The 19,067-nt window shown below is 69.9% G+C and carries 20 protein-coding genes; 9 read left to right on the top strand and 11 right to left on the bottom strand.

Annotated features, from left to right (window positions below):
• Position 1: 1 nt before the first annotated feature.
• Positions 2-532, bottom strand: coding sequence for a YbaK/EbsC family protein (locus tag ACFQQJ_RS12880; RefSeq protein ID WP_377106997.1), 531 nt, complete (start codon positions 530-532; stop codon positions 2-4).
• A 378-nt stretch (positions 533-910) separates the two neighbouring features.
• On the opposite strand from ACFQQJ_RS12880, the gene ACFQQJ_RS12875 reads away from it, so the two are divergent.
• Entirely contained in the window at positions 911-1,174 is a 264-nt protein-coding gene (locus ACFQQJ_RS12875; protein WP_377106995.1) for a hypothetical protein, read from the top strand.
• 229 nt (positions 1,175-1,403) lie between these two features.
• Here ACFQQJ_RS12875 and ACFQQJ_RS12870 read toward each other — a convergent pair whose 3' ends face one another.
• The 3 genes from ACFQQJ_RS12870 to ACFQQJ_RS12860 are packed head-to-tail and all read right to left on the bottom strand — an operon-like array spanning position 1,404 to position 3,558.
• Positions 1,404-2,354, bottom strand: coding sequence for a CPBP family intramembrane glutamic endopeptidase (locus tag ACFQQJ_RS12870; protein ID WP_377106994.1), 951 nt, complete (start codon positions 2,352-2,354; stop codon positions 1,404-1,406).
• Complete coding sequence (locus ACFQQJ_RS12865) at positions 2,351-3,220, bottom strand: DUF5808 domain-containing protein (RefSeq protein WP_377106992.1); 870 nt, start codon at positions 3,218-3,220, stop codon at positions 2,351-2,353. Before ACFQQJ_RS12865 ends, ACFQQJ_RS12870 begins: the two co-directional genes overlap by 4 nt.
• The gene (locus tag ACFQQJ_RS12860) at positions 3,217-3,558 is read right to left on the bottom strand and encodes a PadR family transcriptional regulator (RefSeq protein WP_377106991.1); all 342 of its coding nucleotides are present in this window, start codon (positions 3,556-3,558) and stop codon (positions 3,217-3,219) included. The genes ACFQQJ_RS12865 and ACFQQJ_RS12860 overlap by 4 nt, the downstream gene beginning before the upstream one ends.
• 120 nt (positions 3,559-3,678) lie before the next feature.
• On the opposite strand from ACFQQJ_RS12860, the gene ACFQQJ_RS12855 reads away from it, so the two are divergent.
• Positions 3,679-4,587: a 1,4-dihydroxy-2-naphthoyl-CoA synthase gene (locus tag ACFQQJ_RS12855; RefSeq protein ID WP_377106989.1), complete on the top strand. Its 909-nt coding sequence runs from the start codon at positions 3,679-3,681 to the stop codon at positions 4,585-4,587.
• A gap of 16 nt (positions 4,588-4,603) precedes the next feature.
• Here the strand turns inward: ACFQQJ_RS12855 and ACFQQJ_RS12850 are convergent, their stop codons facing one another.
• Both ACFQQJ_RS12850 and ACFQQJ_RS12845 read right to left on the bottom strand, forming a co-directional pair.
• The gene (locus ACFQQJ_RS12850) at positions 4,604-5,722 is read right to left on the bottom strand and encodes a tyrosine-type recombinase/integrase (protein ID WP_377106988.1); all 1,119 of its coding nucleotides are present in this window, start codon (positions 5,720-5,722) and stop codon (positions 4,604-4,606) included.
• Between the two features lie 103 nt (positions 5,723-5,825).
• On the bottom strand, positions 5,826-6,527 hold the full coding sequence (locus tag ACFQQJ_RS12845; RefSeq protein WP_377106987.1) for a helix-turn-helix domain-containing protein: 702 nt from the start codon (positions 6,525-6,527) through the stop codon (positions 5,826-5,828).
• A gap of 112 nt (positions 6,528-6,639) precedes the next feature.
• Between ACFQQJ_RS12845 and ACFQQJ_RS12840 the strand changes: the two genes are divergently transcribed.
• On the top strand, positions 6,640-6,834 hold the full coding sequence (locus tag ACFQQJ_RS12840) for a helix-turn-helix transcriptional regulator (RefSeq protein WP_377106986.1): 195 nt from the start codon (positions 6,640-6,642) through the stop codon (positions 6,832-6,834).
• A 30-nt stretch (positions 6,835-6,864) separates the two neighbouring features.
• On the opposite strand, the gene ACFQQJ_RS12835 is transcribed toward ACFQQJ_RS12840, so the two are convergent.
• Genes ACFQQJ_RS12835 through ACFQQJ_RS12820 form a run of 4 tightly spaced genes read right to left on the bottom strand, consistent with a single transcriptional unit; the run spans position 6,865 to position 9,939 of the window.
• Positions 6,865-7,647, bottom strand: a complete 783-nt coding sequence (locus ACFQQJ_RS12835; RefSeq protein WP_377106985.1) for an NADPH-dependent F420 reductase — start codon at positions 7,645-7,647, stop codon at positions 6,865-6,867.
• A gap of 22 nt (positions 7,648-7,669) precedes the next feature.
• Complete coding sequence (locus ACFQQJ_RS12830; protein WP_377106984.1) at positions 7,670-8,296, bottom strand: alkylhydroperoxidase domain protein; 627 nt, start codon at positions 8,294-8,296, stop codon at positions 7,670-7,672.
• Entirely contained in the window at positions 8,293-8,889 is a 597-nt protein-coding gene (locus ACFQQJ_RS12825) for a CMD domain protein (RefSeq protein ID WP_377106982.1), read from the bottom strand. The genes ACFQQJ_RS12830 and ACFQQJ_RS12825 overlap by 4 nt, the downstream gene beginning before the upstream one ends.
• A 15-nt stretch (positions 8,890-8,904) precedes the next feature.
• Positions 8,905-9,939 (bottom strand): putative FMN-dependent luciferase-like monooxygenase, encoded by a 1,035-nt coding sequence (locus ACFQQJ_RS12820; protein ID WP_377106981.1) that lies wholly within the window; start codon positions 9,937-9,939, stop codon positions 8,905-8,907.
• Between the two features lie 658 nt (positions 9,940-10,597).
• On the opposite strand from ACFQQJ_RS12820, the gene ACFQQJ_RS12815 reads away from it, so the two are divergent.
• From ACFQQJ_RS12815 to ACFQQJ_RS12790, 6 genes are read left to right on the top strand one after another with little or no spacing between them, the layout of a single operon-like run.
• The gene (locus ACFQQJ_RS12815; RefSeq protein WP_377106980.1) at positions 10,598-11,650 is read left to right on the top strand and encodes a uroporphyrinogen decarboxylase family protein; all 1,053 of its coding nucleotides are present in this window, start codon (positions 10,598-10,600) and stop codon (positions 11,648-11,650) included.
• Between the two features lie 41 nt (positions 11,651-11,691).
• Positions 11,692-12,855: an ABC transporter substrate-binding protein gene (locus ACFQQJ_RS12810; protein ID WP_377106978.1), complete on the top strand. Its 1,164-nt coding sequence runs from the start codon at positions 11,692-11,694 to the stop codon at positions 12,853-12,855.
• Between the two features lie 32 nt (positions 12,856-12,887).
• Positions 12,888-14,690, top strand: coding sequence for an ABC transporter permease (locus ACFQQJ_RS12805; RefSeq protein WP_377106977.1), 1,803 nt, complete (start codon positions 12,888-12,890; stop codon positions 14,688-14,690).
• Positions 14,687-15,544, top strand: a complete 858-nt coding sequence (locus ACFQQJ_RS12800) for an ABC transporter ATP-binding protein (RefSeq protein ID WP_377106976.1) — start codon at positions 14,687-14,689, stop codon at positions 15,542-15,544. The genes ACFQQJ_RS12805 and ACFQQJ_RS12800 overlap by 4 nt, the downstream gene beginning before the upstream one ends.
• Position 15,545: 1 nt before the next feature.
• Positions 15,546-16,331 (top strand): ABC transporter ATP-binding protein, encoded by a 786-nt coding sequence (locus ACFQQJ_RS12795; protein WP_377107062.1) that lies wholly within the window; start codon positions 15,546-15,548, stop codon positions 16,329-16,331.
• A gap of 50 nt (positions 16,332-16,381) precedes the next feature.
• Positions 16,382-17,596, top strand: coding sequence for a trans-sulfuration enzyme family protein (locus ACFQQJ_RS12790; RefSeq protein ID WP_377106974.1), 1,215 nt, complete (start codon positions 16,382-16,384; stop codon positions 17,594-17,596).
• A gap of 37 nt (positions 17,597-17,633) precedes the next feature.
• On the opposite strand, the gene ACFQQJ_RS12785 is transcribed toward ACFQQJ_RS12790, so the two are convergent.
• Positions 17,634-18,968 (bottom strand): pyridoxal-phosphate dependent enzyme, encoded by a 1,335-nt coding sequence (locus tag ACFQQJ_RS12785; protein WP_377106972.1) that lies wholly within the window; start codon positions 18,966-18,968, stop codon positions 17,634-17,636.
• Positions 18,969-19,067: the final 99 nt, after the last annotated feature.

Genomic DNA, 19,067 nt, shown 5'->3' with positions numbered 1-19,067 from the left:
CTCAGGCGTCCCGGGCGAGGCCCTCGACGCGCTCGGCGAGGGGCAGGTCGAGCAGCGCGGCACCGGGTACCAGCAGCTTCGCGCCACGGATGCCGGCGCCGATGCACACCAGTTCGGTGTCGGCCACCGCGGCGTCCACCCACACCGGCCAGCCCGCGGGCAGCCCGACGGGGGTGATGCCGCCGTACTCCATGCCCGACTCGGCCACCGCCACGTCCATCGGGGCGAAGGATGCCTTGCGCACGTCGAGCCGGCGCCGGACCACGGCGTTGATGTCGACCCGGCGGTGCGCCAGCGTCAGGCAGCACGCGCGGCGCTCCTCGCCCTCGCGGCGCCCGAGCACCAGGACGGCGTTCGCCATCACCTCGAGCGGCAGGTCGTGGACGCGGCACAGCGTCTCGGTGTCCGAGTGGGCGGGGTCGACCTCGAAGACCAGGGCGGAGGGCACGTGGTCGCGGACGGCGGCCAGCACGGCCGGGGGCAGCAGGTCGGGGCGCTCCAGCGCACGGACGGGATCGAGCGAGCCGAACATGGACCCGGAGTCTAGGCCACGCCCACGCAATTGTGCGATCGGGTTTGCATTCCGTCGCCACCGTGGTTTATGTTGTTCCACGCCACGCCGCACACATCTGAAAGGAGGCCGGCAAATGCAGACCATGACAAATCGGAACGGGCTCGCTGCCGGCATCGCCGGCGTCTCTTCCGTCCGGAACGGCTAGCGGTTTCGATCCGCCACCGTCCGACGGTGGCGACGCTCACGAAGCCTCGAGAACCCCTCACGGTCCCTGACCGGGGTTCCGCCCCGTCCTGATCCGGATACCCACCGGAGTATTTCCCGCCCAATGCCGGGCGGTTCCTTTGCGCGCCGCATTTTGTGGCGCGCCCAAAAACCACCGATGAAGGATTCACCATGTCCATTTCCACCATTGACCGCGAACACACCCGTCCGCCGATAGCGCTGACCGCGCGCGGCATGACCTCACACGTCGCCACCACGCTCGGGCTCTGGCTGCTGCACTGGGCCAAGCGCTCCGACCTCGCCGGGGCCACCCGCGTGGAGCGACGCCGGGCGCGGAGCGAGCGCCAGGCCCGGTTCGACCGGATGCTGGAGACCGTGGCGGAGCGGCAGCTCGACGTGCAGAGCTCCGTCGCCATCCTGCGCTCGCTGCGATGAACGCGGGCCGGAACACGCGTGGCCCCGGAGGATCCCTCCGGGGCCACGTCCGTCCCTCAGCCGAGGTCGCTCCGCGCCCTCCTGGCGCCCGCTCAACGCCGGGCTGCCCGCGTCCCACCGGCCCCACCCGCGCCGTTCGCCGCCGACTGCAACTCCCGCCACCGGAATTCCGGCAGCACGAGTGGCAATCGGGGGCGCGAACCGGCCTCGGGGACGGGGGGCGCGGTGGTCAGGCGCGGGCGGGTGTCCGCGCCGGAAGGCGGTGCACGACGACCGCGAGCACCGTCAGCACGAGCACCATCAGGAAGCCCATCGGCGGGGCGACGAAGGTGTTGCCGCCGATCAGGAGGAACACGTAGAAGCCGATCGTGCCGTTGTAGGCGCCGTGGAGGAACGACGGGGCCAGCACCGAGCCGGAACGGTCGCGCACCCACGAGAGCAGGAACGCCAGCGGGGTCGTCCACAGCACCATCATCGGGATGCCCCAGCCCCACTCGGCCCCGTAGTTGTGGCCGAGCATGATGATCGGCGCGTGCCACAGCCCCCACAGGACGCCGGTGAGCAGGTTCGCCCGGACCGTCCCCAGCGGACGCAGCTCCTCGGCCAGCACACCCCGCCACCCGTACTCCTCACCGAAGGCGAAGAGGGCGTTGATGGTGAGCCCGGCGAGCAGACCCTGGATGATCCCGCCGGTGGCCACCACAGCTGCCGGCGGCAGCGGGGTGTCCGCGCTCATCCCGGGCACGATCTCCATCATCCGTGCCCGGAACTCGGCGTCGCTGGTGACGAGGTGGCCCGCGCCGGGGACACCCAGCGCCCCGGCCAGCCAGGCCACGCCGAAACCGAGGGCGAGGATCGCCACCATGACGAGCACGGCGTACCCCGCGCTGCGCCCGAAGGTCGGCCAGAACTCCGTGCGCAGGCGCTGCCACTCCCTGCGCAGCAGCGGGACGCGGCCGTTCCGGCGCTCGACCACCAGGCCGGCCACCAGGGGCAGCGGCATGTACAGCACCGCCGCGCCGAGCTGGATCACCAGCGTCGACCAGGCACCGGCGAGCGGCGACACGACCCGCAGCAGCACGGCGACCAGCGCCGCGCCGCCCAGGGCGATGCCGTAGTAGAGGCCCACGCGCGACCAGGCGACGCGGGCGGCCACGGGGGCCGAGACCTGGACGCTCATCGCGCCACCCCCAGGTCCCGACGCTGCTCCGCGGCACGTCCGGCGAGGGCGAGCCCCAGCAGCACGACACCGGAGGGGACCCACAGCAGGGCCACCAGGCCCGGCCCGGCCCACGGGCGCGGGCGTCCGTCGGTGGCCGCGGCACGCCAGAGCGTGAGGCCGGCGGACGTCGCGGCGGCGGCGGTCGCCGCGGCAACCGCCCCGGCGGAGGATGCGCCGTCGGTCCCGCGTGCCACCTGGTAAGCGGCCCAGGCCGTCGGCAGCGCGGCGACGGAGACATCCACCGCCGCGGCCGCACCGCGCGGCATCGTGCCGTCCACCCGGCCGGTCGCGCCGAGCTGGGCGGGCAGTCGCCCGGGCAGCCCGCGCCAGCGGAAGAGGTAGTGCGCGGCCACGGCTGCGGTGAGCGCGGCCGGCACGGCCAGCGCCGCCCGGAACGCGGGTTCCGGCGTGGACGTGAACGGCTCATCCTCCGCGTCCGGCTCGATGAGACCGAGTTTCACCGCGGCCGCGCCGACGTTCAGCGTCCAGCCCAGGCCGAACACGCGCGGCACGAAGAGGCGCTCGTCGCGCGGGTTCCACCACCGGTGCGCGACCTTCCGCGCCGTCGGCGGGGTGAAGTCGATCGGCCAGTCGCCGAAACGTGCGCGCTCGCCGGTCCCGTCCTGCGCCTCGCCGACCCCCGCCGCCAGGCGGGCGACGTCCGCCGGCGTGGCGGAGGCGTCCAGGTGGTCGGCGAAGTAGGCGGCCAGGTCCTCGCGGACGGCGTCGCGGTAGTCGGCGTCCACGCCGGCGACGGCCCGGTCGAGCCAGTCGTGCGCTGCCGCGCGTGCGCGGGGGTTGAGCTGTTCCAGTGAGGTGATCATCGTCCCTCCTCGACGATTCCGCGGACGGCTGCGGCCACCGCGGCGAAGGTGCCGGCCATGCCCGCGAGCGTGTCGCGTCCGGCCGGGGTGAGCGTGTAGTACTTGCGGGGCGGGCCGACCGGCGACTCCTGCCAGGTCGAGGTGACCAGCCCGGCCTTGGCCAGCCTGGCGACCAGCGGGTACACCGTCCCTGCCGTGATCGCGAGCTCCGGCCGTGCGGCCAGTTCCTCGACCAGTTGCGATCCGTAGCGCGGTTCGCGGGCGAGCAGTCCGAGCACGGCCAGCTCCAGGACGCCCTTGCGCAGCTGGGATGCCCAGCCTTCCTGTTCCTTGTTCACCTCTATAGGGTAACGCCAGCTACCTTGTTACGCAAGGTAGCTGGTTGAAACAGGTACCGGGCCGCCCGAGCCTGGCCCCGGTGCGCCTGCCGCAGAGGCCGAGACGTTAGCCTGTGCTCCATGTCCAGTCCGTGGCGTGAAGAGTTGTGGCGGCCCGTCGAGGGGTTCGCGTTCACCGACATCACCTACCACCGCGCGGTCGACGTGCCCGCGGTCCGGATAGCCTTCGACCGGCCAGAGGTGCGCAACGCGTTCCGTCCGCACACGGTCGACGAGCTGTACACCGCGCTCGACCACGTCCGGAGGAGCGCGGACGTGGGGTGCGTCCTGCTCACCGGCAACGGGCCGTCGCCGAAGGACGGCGGCTGGGCGTTCTGCTCCGGTGGCGACCAGCGCATCCGCGGGCGTTCCGGCTACCAGTACGCCGATGGCGACACCGCGGACACCGTGGACGCCCGGCGCGCGGCGGCCGAGGGCGGACGCCTGCACATCCTCGAGGTGCAGCGGCTGATCCGGTTCATGCCGAAGGTCGTGATCGCCCTGGTCAACGGCTGGGCGGCCGGCGGCGGGCACTCCCTGCACGTGGTCTGCGACCTCACCATCGCCAGCGAGGAGCACGCCCGGTTCAAGCAGACGGACGCCGACGTCGGCTCGTTCGACGCCGGCTTCGGTTCCGCCTACCTCGCCCGGCAGGTCGGCCAGAAGGTCGCCCGCGAGATCTTCTTCCTCGGCGACACCTACGACGCCCGGCGCGCGTACGAGATGGGGACCGTGAACAAGGTCGTGCCGCACGCCGACCTCGAGACCGAGGGGCTGGAGTGGGCGGCGAAGGTGTGCGCCAAGAGCCCGACCGCCCAGCGCATGCTGAAATTCGCGTTCAACGCGATCGACGATGGGCTGATCGGGCAGCAGGTGTTCGCCGGCGAGACCACCCGTCTGGCCTACATGACCGACGAGGCCGTCGAGGGTCGCGACTCCTTCCTCGAGAAGCGTCCGCCGGATTGGTCGCGGTTCCCCTACTACTACTGAAACAGTCCTATAAGACCTAGTCAGAGCGAAGTCTGGTCTCGTCAGTCCGCAAAGAGTCCGCAGGAAGTCCGAGAACGGTGGCCATCAGACCGCTGGCGGCGGCCCTCGTCCGGTCCTCGGCGGAGGGCCACAGGTGGGCGTAGGTGTTCAGCGTCGTGGTCGCCGACGCGTGGCCCAGAGCCCGCTGGACGGTCACCACGTCGCACCCTGCGGCGATCAGCCCGGAGGCGTAGAAGTGCCGCAGGTCGTGCAACGTGATGCCCTCGATGCCCGCACCGCTGGACGCCCGTCGCCACAGGTAGGTGGCACGGTTGTCGTGCCACGGTGTCCCGCTGTCGGAGAACAGCCAGCGCGCCGGGTCCTTGCCGGGGCACCATCGCGCGACGTGATCGGCGAGCATCTCGACCAGGCTCCCGGGCAAGTAGACCACGCGCTCCGAACCGTACTTCGGCGGCACGGCCACCATCTGGCCGTCGTCGGCACGCTGCAGTTGACGCGCCACGGTGAGGGTGCGTCGCAAGAAGTCAATGTCGCCGACCTGGACGCCGGCGGCCTCACCCCTGCGCAGCCCCGCGAACGCACACAGCGCCACGAACGCACGGAACCGGGTGCGGACGCCGAGCAGCAGCGCCACCTGGTCTGTTGAGGGGATCTCCATGGCTGCGTCCGCGCGCCGCTTGCGAGGCAGCCGGACGCCGATGCACGGGTCGACGGCGATCACCCTGTCACGGATCGCGGCGCGGAAGACCGAGCGCACCTGCTGGAACCGGACGCCGATCGTGGAGGGCGCGAGACCGTCGGAGACCTGCTGCTGCACCCACGCCTCGATCTGGGAGGTGCGGATCGACCGGATCGAGAGCGCCCTGAAGGATGCGGTCTCGACCGCCCGGTCAAATGACAGCCGGGTGCTGCGCACCCAAACCTGACGAGACGACCAGCCTTGGTAGTACGAGGCGAAGGTGACCTTGCCGGCCTTGGGGTCGGCGTACAGGCCGGTCAGGATCGCCGCGGTGACCTCGTCCAGCCATCGCTGTGCGTCCACCTTGCGTCCGAAGTGGCGGGAGTGCTCTCTGCCCTCCTGATCTCGGTAGCGGGCTCGCCAGATGCCGTCCGGCCTGCGTGAGATCGACGCCATCATTCCTCCCTTTCACGGACCAATGCTCCGGGCGGGAAGTTGTGCAGGAAACGGGCCATCCATGCCGGGACAGCCTGCACCTCCGCGATGTTCTTGCCTGCCATCAGCTCGACCCCGCATCCGTGAGGTCCGGAGCGTCCCCAGTGCCGGCTTCGGCCTCGGCGCGACGGGCGGCGACCGCCGCGTTGTGGGCGGTCAGGATCCCCGCGAAGTATTGGCGGTTCACCTCCTCCAGGACGCCGCCCGGTCTGGGCGGCAGTTGCGACGTGATGCCCTGGATAATCTGCTCGGCGCCGGCGGAAAGGGTGTCGAGCAGTTCCAGCACTTCTTCGGCCCAGGCCCGTATCTGGTCGCCGTCGGGGGAGTCGCCACTTCGGGCCAGGCCGGCGGCGACGCGTTCGCGGTCGCCGTCGATCGCTGCGAGTTCCTGTTGGATGCCCATCGAGATCCGGAACTCGGTCTCGTGGGCTCGCATCCCTATGTTGGTGAGTTCTCGGAAGGCGTCGTGAGCGTTCGACCAGTCGGCCAGCATGTCGTCCAGGGTGGACCCCAGGACCTCGGCGAGGGCGTACACCTCGTCCAGGCGGCAGGGGCGGGCACCCTTCTCGACCCGGTCGATCGTCGCCTGGTGGAACTTCAGGCCGTACCGCTCTCGCAGCTGCGCCGCCAGGTCGGTCTGGGACAGGCCGCGCAGCTCACGGAGGCGTCGCACCTCGCGTGCGAAGGTCCGGCCCAGGGGGCCGACATCGGCGCCGCCGTCCTGGTCGGGCCGGCCGCTCTTCGGGGGCAATTTGGGTGCGCGCATACCTGAACTTTAACAACACCATGTTGCGTTGCCAATATGGTGCTTGACAACCGCTCGCCCGCAACGCACAATCAGTGTGCTGGTGTCCCATCACCCTGATATGGAGCGAGCGATGATCGACGAAGCCGAGATCTGGTTCACCGCACAGGTCGCCGAGTACCTCAAGACCCCCGCCACGACCATCCGGTGGTGGCGCCACATCGGTCAAGGCCCCAGGAGCTTCAAGCTCGGCGCCCGCAAGGTTGCCTACCTCAAGCGCGACGTCGAAGCCTGGCTCGAGGAGCAGTACACCTCCCAGGCGGTCTAGCGAACCGTCCCCGACGCAAGAGACGGGTCCTCAGGGAACGGGTCGGAATCGCACGTTGGGGTTCCCGGCGGCGAGGGGGCTCTCGCAACATGCAGTCGGGGTCCCTGCACGTCTCTCGCGTCGGGACATCGGCAACCCAGCACCGACACCAGCGGGGGGCGCGCCGATGTCCAGGAGGTGGCGCATGGTTGAGGCGTCGAGAATTGAGCCGAACAGGAGTGATCCCGGTTGCTGCCGATCGCTCGAATCGAGGCTCCCCGCTGCCACAGGGTCGAAACCGAGGTCAGTAACCAGGTCCTCGATCCGGGCAACGGCGCCGGGATCGTCACCGGACACGGCGAGCGCGATCCGATCCGGGGCTGCCGGAGGACGTGCTCGGTCACGCAGCTGGTGGTAGCTCAGGTGGTTGAGGGCCTTGACCAAGAGGACATCGGAGGGCAGCGCACGCCCGACGAGGACGCTGGTTGGCGTGGTCGAGTCGAAGCCGATGATCGTCTCGTCGACGCTCGGCCAGTGGTTCATGGCGTCGACGACAATGTGGCCGGCAAGGCAGCCGAGCGGAAGCTCCCGGAAGCGGTGGAACGGCACGGCGAGGATGACGACCTCGACGCCCTCGGCGACGGAGCTCGGTGATGTCACGGTGACCCGCGGCCCGAGCCGCTCGAGTGGCCGGCCCGGTGCCGCGGACGCGGTGATCCTCACTTGGTATCCGGAGGCAAGCGCGTGGCGGGCGACCACGAGCCCGAGCCTGCCCGCCCCGATGATGCCCACGCTCCGCCCGACGCGGTTTTCGGTCGGCACGCCGGGGTTCATCGCTCCGTGTGGCGGCGCAGTATCACAGCGGAACACCGGACGCATCTGGCTCGCCGAGCGACAGCATGAGCCGGTTGGCCCAGTTGAAGAAGGCGGACGCGTGCACCAGATCGGCGATCGACTGGTCGTCGAGACCGGCCGCACGCAGCGAAGCCACGTGCCCGGCGTCGAACGCGACCGGTGTCCGGGTCAGGGCCACGACCGCGTCGACGATCGCGCGGTGGGCGTCGCTGACGTCCGCCGCGACCCCGTGATCGAGCAGGGGCTGGACGTCGGAGCCGTCCTCGAGGAAGTGCGCGGCGAAGCGGGCGTGCACCGACGCGCAGAAGATGCAGCCGTTGAACCGTGAGGTCACCGCTGCCGCGAACTCGCGTTCACCGCGCGACAGGCCGGCATCGGGGTTGTAGAAGATGTCGTTGTCGGTCAGCGTCCGCGCCTTCAGGATCGCCGGGTCGCGAGCCAACAGCCGGAAGTAGTCCGACTTCACCCGGCCCGCGTCGATCAGGGCGTCACGCTGAACGGCGGTGAGTTCGTGCTCTGCCACCGGTTCGAGCCAGGGTTGCCAGCCGATCGGCGCCGTGGTGAACCGTGGTGGCGACACCACCTCCGGGTGCTGGACGAGGTCGACGCTCACGCCGTGGGTGCTCATGCCGCCACCTCCGACAGCACGCGCAGTCCGTGGACAACCCGCAACTGGAAGCTCAGGAACGCCACCAGCTGGGAGAGGGTGACGACGGCCGACGTGTTCCAGCCCGCGCCGAGGAGGTCATCGAGCGCGGCCGGCGAGGATTCGCGGGGCCGGAACACCAGCAGGTGCGCGTGCTCCAGCGCCGCGGTGAGTCGGGTGCCGAGTTGTGCTGCCGGGCCTTCGTCCACGTGGAAGACGGGCCCGGGAGCGTCCTCTCCGCGCAGGTCGGCGGTCGCCGGGAGTCGTCCGTAGGGACCCTCGGTGGCCGCGGCAGCTACGACAGCGTCGATCAGGCCGGCCAGTTCGGGTCCGGCCGCCGTCACCAGGAGCCGGCGGTAGTGGTCGGCGGCGGACGGGGCGCGGTGCAGCGCGGCGACGAAGGTGGCCACCGCGAGCCGCTCGTCGCGGCCGACCCCGGTCTCGTCGGGTGCGGTGAAGAGCGCGTCGTAGCTGGCCTGGGAGTGCGTGCGGGCCTGCTCGCGGCGGTGGCGCAGGCCGTCGACGGGTGACCCGCCGGCGACTCCGGCGAGCTGGTCGATGATGTCGGATGCCATCGGTCCCCTCCCTTGTCAGACGCCGGCCGCGGCCGGCTCGAGGCCAGGGACGGCCGGAGCCCACCCGAGCGCCGGTGCCACCTCCGCGGCGATGAGTTCGAGCGAGCGCAGCGTGGCCTCGTGACCGGGATCGACGCTGTGCACCTGGAAGGCGACCTCGGTCGCCTGCGGGAGAATCGGGTCGGCCTGCAACGACGCCCTCACCTGCTCCGGCGTGCCGATGTGGGTGTCGGTGCGCCGCGCCCAGGTGTGCGCGTCCTCCGCCGGCACCAGGAAGCCGCCAGCCCCGGGACGCGCCCGGTAACGCACCCACGCCGCCTCCAGGTACTTCTCGGCCTCGGTCTCGGTGTCGGCCACCACGAGAGTGCGCGAGGCCAGGATGCGGGGGGCGACCCACTCGGGCAGCGCCGCGAGGTAGGCGTCCACGATCGGCTGCTGCAATTGCTCAAGGGGCAGATCGGGCTGGTCGTCTGGTCGGGGCTGGGTGCGCGAGAGCAGCAGGCCATGCGCCGCGGTCCCCGCGCGGGTGCCGCCGAACGGGGAGAAGGTCGCCTGCCAGATGCGTTCCAGCAGGTCCGTGCCGTCCGGATACAGGTGGTTCTCCGGGTGCGCGAGCTCGCGACCGGCCAGGGCTGCGAGCAGGGTCTCCACCCCGTCCTCGTAGACCCGGGTACGATCGGACGGGTCGACGCCGAACGCCGCGAAGGACGCTGGTGTGGAGCCGGATCCCAGGCCGAGCTCGAGGCGGCCGCCCGACAGCAGGTCGGCCACGATCGCGTCCTCCGCCACCCGGACCACGTCCTCGAGCGGAAGCGTGATGACGCCGGTGGCAAGCCGGATGCGGCTGGTCAGCGCCGCGAGGTGGCCGAGGAACACCAGGGGTGAGGGCAGCCCACCCTCGTCGGCGTGGAAGTGGTGCTGGGCGACCCACACCGTGTCGAACCCGAGGCGCTCGGCGTGGCGGGCCTGCTCGAGCGCGAGCCGGTAGCGGTCGCCGGCTCCGCCGCGGTCGAGGAGCCGGGTGAAGAAGCCCAGTTTCACGTGTGTCATCGTCCACATTCCTTAGCCGAGGTATCCGGGCGATCGATGGCGTTCGATGCCTTGCCCAGAATGGAACCATTGGGCTGGCGGTCGCGTCCAGCGTATTTCCCTGCGGTGTCCGCAATCTGGGCAATCCTTGGCAATTGGTCATTGTCGGTGTTAGTGTCATGCCTGCCGGGTGCCAGTGAGGGCTCGGCGTGCGGGGCCGGAACATTCCGGTCCGCCCGTTGGCAGAAAGCGACCTGTGATGAGCCGATCGATGAGTGGCGCGAGCCACCGCACGATGCGTGCCATGGCCATGCCCCGTCACTGTTGTCCTTGTCAGCGCTGTATGCCGAGCGCGAACTGAGCGTCTGACCCCCTGATCCACGGCACTGTCGCCGCACCTGCCGGCCAGGTGCGGCCGTTGGCTCCTGCCGGCAGGCATCTCGCCCCGTTCGCGCTCCGCCTCACCTGCCACAGGCATCCTCGCTCGCGCTGTGTGCAACCCGATTGCGGTTCTTGAAGATCGCGCAATGCGCAATTCCGACGCTCGTAGCGCCCGAATACCCTGGGTTCGCCCAAGAATTCAGCACGCCTTGCTCGGGCATCGCGAATGGCGTATTCGTGCTGCTCTGAACCACCACCATGCCCGCCATTAACAGCACTATTTCAGGAGCCCTGAACAATGGCCACACTGACCTCAACCGCCGTCGCCGACAGGCGCGCCGAGTTCGGCGCCCTGCTGCACGGTGAGTCCACGCGGCGGTTCCTCACCAGCGCATGGCAGCACTTCGTCGGCGACGAGTACGACCCGGTGCGCTTCGCCGCCACCACCGTCGAGTTCAACCGCCGGTGGGACTGGGACTGGGTCAAGATCAACCCCCGTGCCACCTACTACTCCGAGGTGTGGGGCTCGATCTACGATCCGGACGACTACGTCGGAGTGGTTCCCCGACTGGTGAGCCCGGCGATCAGCACGGTCGCCGACCTGGCGTCCATCCGCCCGCTCGACCCCGCGGCCAACCCCGTGCTGTCCGAGCACCTGCTCTCGTCCCGGCTGATCCGCGAGCAACTCCCGGACCGGACGCTGCTCCAGACGGTGTTCTCGCCGCTGTCGGTGCTGCTCCAGCTGGCCGGCCTCCCGCTCTACCTGGACGATCCCGTGCCCGGCTCCGCCGCTCAGTTGACCGCCGACGAGTTGCTGCGCAGTGACCCCGAAGGCGCCCACGCCGCTCTGGCCTCGATCGCGCAGACCTTCGCCGACTACGTCGAGCTCCTGGTGGCGCCCCTTGACGAGGGTGGCGCCGGCCTGGACGGCATCTTCTATGCCGTCACCGGCACCGCCAGCGGAAACCGCGTCGACAAGGAGGCCTTCCTGGAGTTCTCCCGCCCGTACGACCAGCAGGTGCTGGCCGCCGCGGGCGGCAGCCAGGTGGTGTTCCACACCTGCCGCGCGCACTCCCACCCTGACTGGTTCACCGGCTACAGGGTCGATGCCCTGCACTGGGACCAGTTCCAGCCCGGAAACCCGCCGCTGGACACCGATTTCGGCCTCGCCGTGGTGGGCGGGGTCAGCAGCGAGTTGTTCGCGGTCGGTGGCGACCAGACCGAGGTGGCCCGCCAGCTGGACGCAACCCTGGCCACCCGGGTGCACCGGCCGTTCCTGCTCGCTCCCAGCTGCACGATCCCCACTCCGGCCGAGCCGGAATCCCTTCGCCGCCTCCGCGACGCCCACTGAACCCCATCCGACCAGCCACGACACACCACGAAGGAACAACGATGAAGCACACGACCATCCACCAGCGATCGCTCGCCGCCGTCGCTCTGGCAACCGCTGCGGCGCTCGGGCTGTCGGCCTGCTCGAGCAACGCCGCGGCGGCCGGCGGCAGCTCCGACGGCACCGTCTACTTCGGCGTCTCCGCCGCGATCACCGGGCAGTACGCCCAGTACGGCCAGCAGTTCAAGGAGGGCTTCGAACTGGCCCTCGACAAGGTGAACGCCGCCGGCGGCATCGACGGGCACAAAGTGGCCCTGAAGTACGAGGACTCCCAGTCCGACCCCAAGCAGTCGGTGACCGTCGCCCAGAAGTTCGTCAGCGACAAGGACGTGATCCTGGTGTTCGGTGACTACTCGTCGGCCGCGTCCATCCCGGCCTCGCCGATCTACACGTCCGGCAAACTCGTGCAGTACGGGTTCAACAACTCCAACCCCGACTTCACGGCCAAGGGCAGCGAGTACCAGTGGTCCACCTCGATCACCACCAGCGCCAGCTACCAGTGGACCGCCGACTACATCAAGAGCAAGGGCGTCAAGTCCGTCGGCGTCACCTACCTCAACACCGCAGACTGGGGCATCCCGGCGTTCAACGCGTTCAAGGCCGAGGCCGAGAAGATCGGCCTGACCATCACCGATGCCGAGGGCGTGCTCGACACCTCCGACGACTACCGTCCCTCGCTGACCAAGGCGGTCGCCGGCAATCCAGAAGCCTTCGCCCACATCGGGTACGGCCCGGACGCCGCGAAGCTCGTCACACAGCTCCGGGCCATCGGCTACAAGGGCACCTTCTACGGCGGCCAGGACGAGAAGTCGTTCAACGGCACCCCGGACGCCGAGGGCTCCGTCGTCGGCGCGCAGTTCCTGGAAGGCAGCTCCGACCCGGCGGTCCAGACGTTCGTGAAGGACTTCAAAGCCAAGTACCCGAGCGAGTCGGCAGTGACCGGCTTCGAGGCCGGTGCCTACGACGCACTGAACGTCGCGGTGGCAGCGGCGAAGGCCGGCGGCACCACCAGGGACGGCATCCTGAAGGGCTTCGGCCAGGTCAAGGACGTGCCGAGCATCGTCTACGGCACGATCACCTTCGACCCGGCGACCCGTAGGGTGGCCTCGCCCCAGCTGACGCCCACCGTGCTCAATGCGGGCAAGTGGGTCGAGATCAACAGCTGAGCTGCTGATCCGCTGCTGACCCACCGCACACGATGCTCGACACACTGATCGCCGGCCTGCTCCGAGGGAACGTCTACGCCCTCGGAGCGGTCGGCATCTCCCTGGTCTTCGGGGTGATGAACGTCGTCAACTTCGCCCAGTTCTCGTTCTTCGGCCTGGGCGCGATGCTGGCCTGGTTCCTCATCGCCCAGCTCGGATGGTCGTTCTGGGTGGCGCTGCTCCTGGTGGCGGCCATCTGTGGGGCTCTGGGGTTGTTGATCAACGTGTCGGTGGTGCGGCCGCTGGCGAAGTACCTCCCGTTGGCCGCGATGCTCTCGACCTACGCGGTCTCGCAGATCCTGGACAACCTGTCGCAGATCGCCTTCACCGCCGAGTTCCGGGTCTTCCCGAAGGTCCTGCCCACCTCGGACTTCGCTGTCGGGAACATGCGCTTCGGCACCTCCGACCTGGTGATGCTCGGGTTCACCGCGGTCGTCATGGTGGTGATGGCGCTGTTCCTCAAGTTCGGCAAGGTGGGCCAGGCAATCCGCGCCACGGCCCAGGACCAGGAGGCTGCGCTGCAGATGGGCATCCCGGTCGGCCTGGTGCAACACCTGTCGTTCATCATCGCGTCCGCCCTGGGCGGGATCGCCGGTATCTTCATCGCCCTGTACGTCGGCGTGGCGAACCCCACCTCCGGACTGAGCATCGGCATGACCGCCTTCGTCGCAGCGACCCTCGGGGGGTTGGGTTCGCTCGTCGGGGCGGTCCTCGGCGGCTTCACCCTCGGCATCCTCGAGGCCTTCGGCATCCACTTCTTCGGCGACACCGCCAGGGAGATCATCGTCTTCGCGATCCTGATCGTGGTGCTGATCCTGCGTCCCGGTGGCCTCCTGGGAAAGGTGCCGCTGATCTCCGCCGAGCCGCTCACCGGCACCTTCCTCGGCAAGGGTCGCCCGCTGAGGATCCCGCGCTGGGTCTGGATCGCCGCGTTCGTGGTGGGCGGCATCGTGATCCCGCTGGTGGCCGGTGACTACGTGCTGATCACCGGTACGCAGGTGCTGGTTTACGCCGTGATCGCCGCCGGGTTCACCGTCACCGCCGGGCAGGCCGGCGTGCTCGCGCTCGGCCAGGCCGGGCCGATCGCCATCGGCGCCTACACCTCTGCGCTGCTCACGCTGTACCTGCCGGTGTCGTTCTGGGTCGCAGTGCCGCTGGCCGGTGTCGCGGCGGCGATCCTTGCGTCCGTCCTCGCCTCGCCGATCTGGGGGGTGAAGGGCCACTACATCTCGATCGCCACCCTCGGGGTCGGGACGGTGATCGTCGCCATCATCCGCCTGGTACTGCCGCAGGGCATCTACGGGATCCCGATGCCGAGTTGGGGGGACACTCCGCTGGCGAGCCCCGTCGCGTTCTACTTGATCGACTTCGGAGTGCTGGTGGTCACTCTCGTGGTGATGTGGCGCGTCCGGCACTCCCACCTCGGACGCGTGATCTCCTCGGTCGGGTCGGACGAGGTGGCCGCGCTCGCCTCCGGCGTCCGAGCGCGGGACTACAAGGCCCTCGCGTTCGCCATCTCCGCGTTCTTCGCCGGTGTCGGCGGCTCGCTGCTCGCTCACCAGTACACCTATATCGACCCGACGATCTTCACAATGCTGATGTCGCTCCTTGTGGTCACGATCGTGATCATGGGCGGCGTCAGCCTCTCGCACGGTGCTGTGGTGGGATCGCTGATCCTGATCGGGGCGATGGAGCTGCTGCGATTCACCCCCGAACTGCGGATCATCGTCTACGGCCTGGTGCTGATCCTCGTGGTGAGGTTCCGTCCGGGCGGCGTCCTGGTGAGGAACTCATGACCCGCCCCCTCCTGGAGGTCCGCGACCTCGAGCGCCACTTCGACGGGCTGAAGGCGGTGGACGGCATCTCGTTCACGGTCGGCCCCGGTGAGGTGGTGTCGATCATCGGGCCCAACGGCTCCGGCAAGACCACCACGCTCAACCTGGTCACCGGGACGATCCCGTCCCACGGCGGGACGATCACACTCGAGGGCGTCCCGATCGACCACGCCGACACCGCGCGGATCGCCGAGCAGGGGGTGGCCCGGACGTTCCAGAACGGCCGGGTGTTCGCGACCCTGACGGTGGCCGACAACATCAGGGTCGGGCTGCACTCGACCCTGCGCGCCACCCGGCCGTTCCGGAGCCTGTCGCACCTGTTCCTGCTGCGCTGGATCCCGCTGCTGGCCGAGCTGTTCGTCGCCGTCGTCGGGACGCCGTACTCGCGGCGCGAGGCCCGGGAAATCGACGCCGTCGTGGAGACCGAGATCCATCGTTTCGAGGCACGGCTAGGCCCGCGCCTCGACGACCCGGCGTACTCCTTGAGCTACGCCAACCGTCGCCGCACCGAGATCGCGCGTGCCCTGGCGCTGCAGCCGAAGCTGCTCGTGCTCGACGAGCCCACGGCCGGCATGAACCAGTCCGAGACCGCGGAGGTGCTCGACCAGCTGCTCGAGCTGAAGGCGGACGGCCAGGCCATCCTGCTGGTCGAGCACAAGCTCGACCTGGTGATGACGGTGTCGGACCGGATCGTCGTGATGGACGGCGGCCGGATCATCGCGGAGGGGGTGCCGGAGGCGGTGCGTCGCGACCCGGCCGTGATCGAGGCCTACTTCGGACGCCGCCGCGCGGCGGGAGGGAGCACCCGTGGCTGACCTGCTCGAACTGGAGGACGTCAACGTCTACTACGGCCCGTTCCACGCATTGCGCGGCAACACCTTGACGGTGGCCGACGGCGAGATCGTCTCGTTGCTCGGCGGCAACGCCAGCGGCAAGTCCACCACGATGAAGTCGATCCTCGGCCTGGTGAAGGTCAGGTCGGGCAGCGTCCGCTTCGCCGGGCGGGACGTGACCCACGACTCCACCAGCCATCGCGTCAGGGCCGGAATCGCCTCGGTTCCGGAGGCGCGCCGGGTGTTCCCGCAGATGACTGTGGACGAGAACCTCATCGCCGGCGCCTACACCCGACGGGACCGGGCGGGCATCGCCGAGGACCTCGAGCGGATGCGCGCCCACTTCCCCCGGCTTGCCGAGCGCCGTCGGCAGGAAGCCGGCACGTTGTCGGGCGGTGAGCAGCAGATGCTGGCCTTCGCCCGTGCGCTGATGAGCCGCCCGCGCCTGGTCTGCATGGACGAGCCCACGATGGGGCTGGCCCCGCGGCTGGTGGAGCAGGTGCTCGAGGAGATCGTGCGCATCAACACCGAGCTCGGTGTGGCCGTCCTGCTGGTCGAGCAGCAGGCCGAGCTGGCGCTGTCGATCGCGTCCCGGGGCTACGTGCTGGCGACCGGGGAGATCGTGCTGGAGGGCGCGGCCCGCGACCTGCTCGACAACCCGCAGATCCAGGAGGCGTACCTGGGCAGGGCCGTCCGGCCCGGCGAGGACGGCAACCGTCGCGGCGGGCTCCGTCCGGATGGCGTTCACGCCGAGAACGGCCAGGCGTGAGTTCGACAATTCGGGCGTGGCCCGATGCGCGGGCCGAGGCAGGAGTGGCGATGACCGGCCGTCCCGACAAGCACGACCCGACGAGTGTCGGTGAGTACACCTGGGCCGTCCACGGCGGGAACGAGCCCGACGTGGGCACCGGTGCGCTGCGCCGGCCCCTGGTCATGGCCAACTCCTACCTGCTTCCCGAGGATCCGACCGGCGTCGACTGGTCCAACCCCGACCGCCTGCTGTACACCCGCACCACCGGGGCCAACCAGCAGGCACTGGAGACGAAGCTCGCGGCCCTGGAGGGCGGCGAGGCGGCGATGGTGGTGGCGAGCGGTGTCGGCGCGCTGCACGCGGTCTTCTTCTCGCTGCTGCGCAGCGGCGACCACGTGATCGTCTCCGACGTCACCTACGAGGCGGTGTGGCGGCTGTTTGCCGAGTTGCTGCCCCAGCGGTACGGGATCAGCGCGACCTTCGTCGACATCACCGACCATGCGCAGGTTCTCGCCGCCATCCGTCCCGAGACCCGCCTGATTCACACCGAGACGATCGCCAATCCGACCACGAAGGTCGCTGACATCGCTGCACTCGCCCGGCTCGCGCACTCCGCCGGCCTCCTGTTGAGCGTGGACAACACCTTCACGCCCCCGCCCGTGTTCCGGCCGCTGGCGGCGGGCGCCGACCTCGTCGTGCACTCACTCACCAAGTTCATCAACGGCCATGGCGATGCGATGGGTGGAGCGGTGATCGGCGACGCATCGCTGGTGGGCCGCGTCCGATCCGACGCGTTGGCCGATCTGGGGGCGGTGATCTCGCCGTTCAACGCGTGGCTGATCCTGCGCGGGTCCGTCACGCTGCCTCTCCGTATCCGGCGGCACCTCGCCACCGCCCAGCGGGTCGCGGAGTTCCTCGAGGCCGACCCCAGGATCGCCTTCGTCTCCTACCCCGGGCTGATCTCGCACCCGCAACACGAGGTGGCCCGCCGCCAGTTCGGCACGACCGGGTTCGGCGGTGTGCTCGCCTTCGCGCTCGACGGCGACTCCGGCCTCCAGGACCGCTTCGTCTCCGGGCTGAGGCTGATCACCTCGGCCGTCTCGCTCGGCCACGACGAGTCGCTGATCGTGCACGTGGGTCCGGCCGGCCGGGGCGGCAGCGAGTACTACCCCGAGCCGTTCCGCCGCCTCGGCCACCTGCGCTTCTCCGTCGGACTGGAGGACGCCGACGACCTGCTCGCCGACCTCGCCGCCGCGCTCGACCTCGCGACGGGCACTGCCTGAGAGAGCCGGCGTGGCGACACGCGAGGGCGGCGGACGGCTAGCGTGCCGGGAGGCCGGCCTCGACCCAGGCGCCCATGCCGCCGTCGACGCTCTTCACGTCCCGGTAGCCCAGCGCCTTGAGCAGCAGGAGCGCGTACAGGGAGCGGGTGCCGGCCGCGCAGATCGTCACGATCGGTGCGTCCTTGTCGGCGGGGAGCCCGTCGAGGCTGCCCTGCGACAGGTCTGGCAGCGGCAGCTTGATCGCCTCGGGGATCTGCACCCGGGCCACCTCGGGCGGGTTCCGCACATCGATCAGCGTGACACCGGCATCGAGGAGAAGCTTGGCCTGGTGGACGTCGATCACGTCCGGCCCCTTCTTCGCGAACGCGAAGGCCGCCTCGAGGTGCTCGGCGAACGGGTTCGCCGGCACCGCCACCTCGTCGGCCTCGGGTGGGAAGAGGTCGGGCAGGTGGCGCCGGAACGACGACAGGTACTTGAACGCGTTGTCGGGGAACACCACGACCGCCACCACCCCGGGCTCGTCGGGGATCGCCTTCAGCGCGCCAGCAAGGGCCAGCCCGCAGCTGGGGCCGGCGATGATGCTCTCCTCCAGGTGCAGCCGCCGGCACAGGCCGTACGCCTCGTCGTCGGTGATCTCGAGGATGCTGTCGTACGCCTCGGGGGTGAAGAACTCGGTGAGGGCGAGCGCCCGCCTGCTGCGGACGCCGGGAATGTCGTGGCCCAGGGCGGGGTGCACGCCGATCACCTGCACGTCCGGGTTCTGTTCCTTCAGGAACCGGCCGGCACCGGTGATCGTGCCGCAGGTGCCGAGCGAGGCGACGAAGTGCGTCACCCTTCCCTCGGTCTGGCGCCAGACCTCCGGGCCGGTGGTGCGGTAGTGCGCGTCCGGGTTCGCCGGGTTGGCGTACTGGTTGAGCTGGGTCCAGCCCGGACGCCGGCCGAGCTCGGCGGCCTTCTCCATGGCGCCCTCCGGCTGGCCGGGCATCGGGCACAGGTCGTCGTCGAGCTCGACCAGGTCGGTGCCGAACAGGCGCAGCGCCGTCCGCTTCTCCAGCGGGATCTGCTTCGACAGGGTCGCGGAGAAGCCGTACTTGCGGGCGTTCGCCACCATCACCAGGCCGATGCCGGTGTTGCCGGAGGTCGGTTCCACCAGGTTCTCCAGGTCCTCGCCGCGCTCCTCGGCGTCCTGCACGAGGTTGGCCGCCACCCGGTCCTTGACCGCGCCGAACGGGTTGTACCACTCGAGCTTGGCGTAGACCTGCGCGTGCTGGAACCCCGGGATGTGGCGCAGCCGGACGATCGGTGTGGGGTTCTCGGCGCTGGGCAGGAGGTCGAGGATCGTGTCGTAGGTGCGCAGGTTGTGGTCGGACACGGAGGATCGCTTTCGGGTCGGCGAGCAGACTGTAGTCAGGTGACCGTCCAGCGACCACCCGAGTGGACACCAGTGTATCCACCGGTATTTCAACCAGCG

The sequence above is a fragment of the Propionicimonas sp. T2.31MG-18 genome, from assembly GCF_964266745.1.
GTDB lineage: Bacteria > Actinomycetota > Actinomycetes > Propionibacteriales > Propionibacteriaceae > Propionicimonas.
The sequence above is the reverse complement of the archived record's forward strand: the minus strand, read 5'-3'. Positions and strand labels throughout refer to the sequence as shown.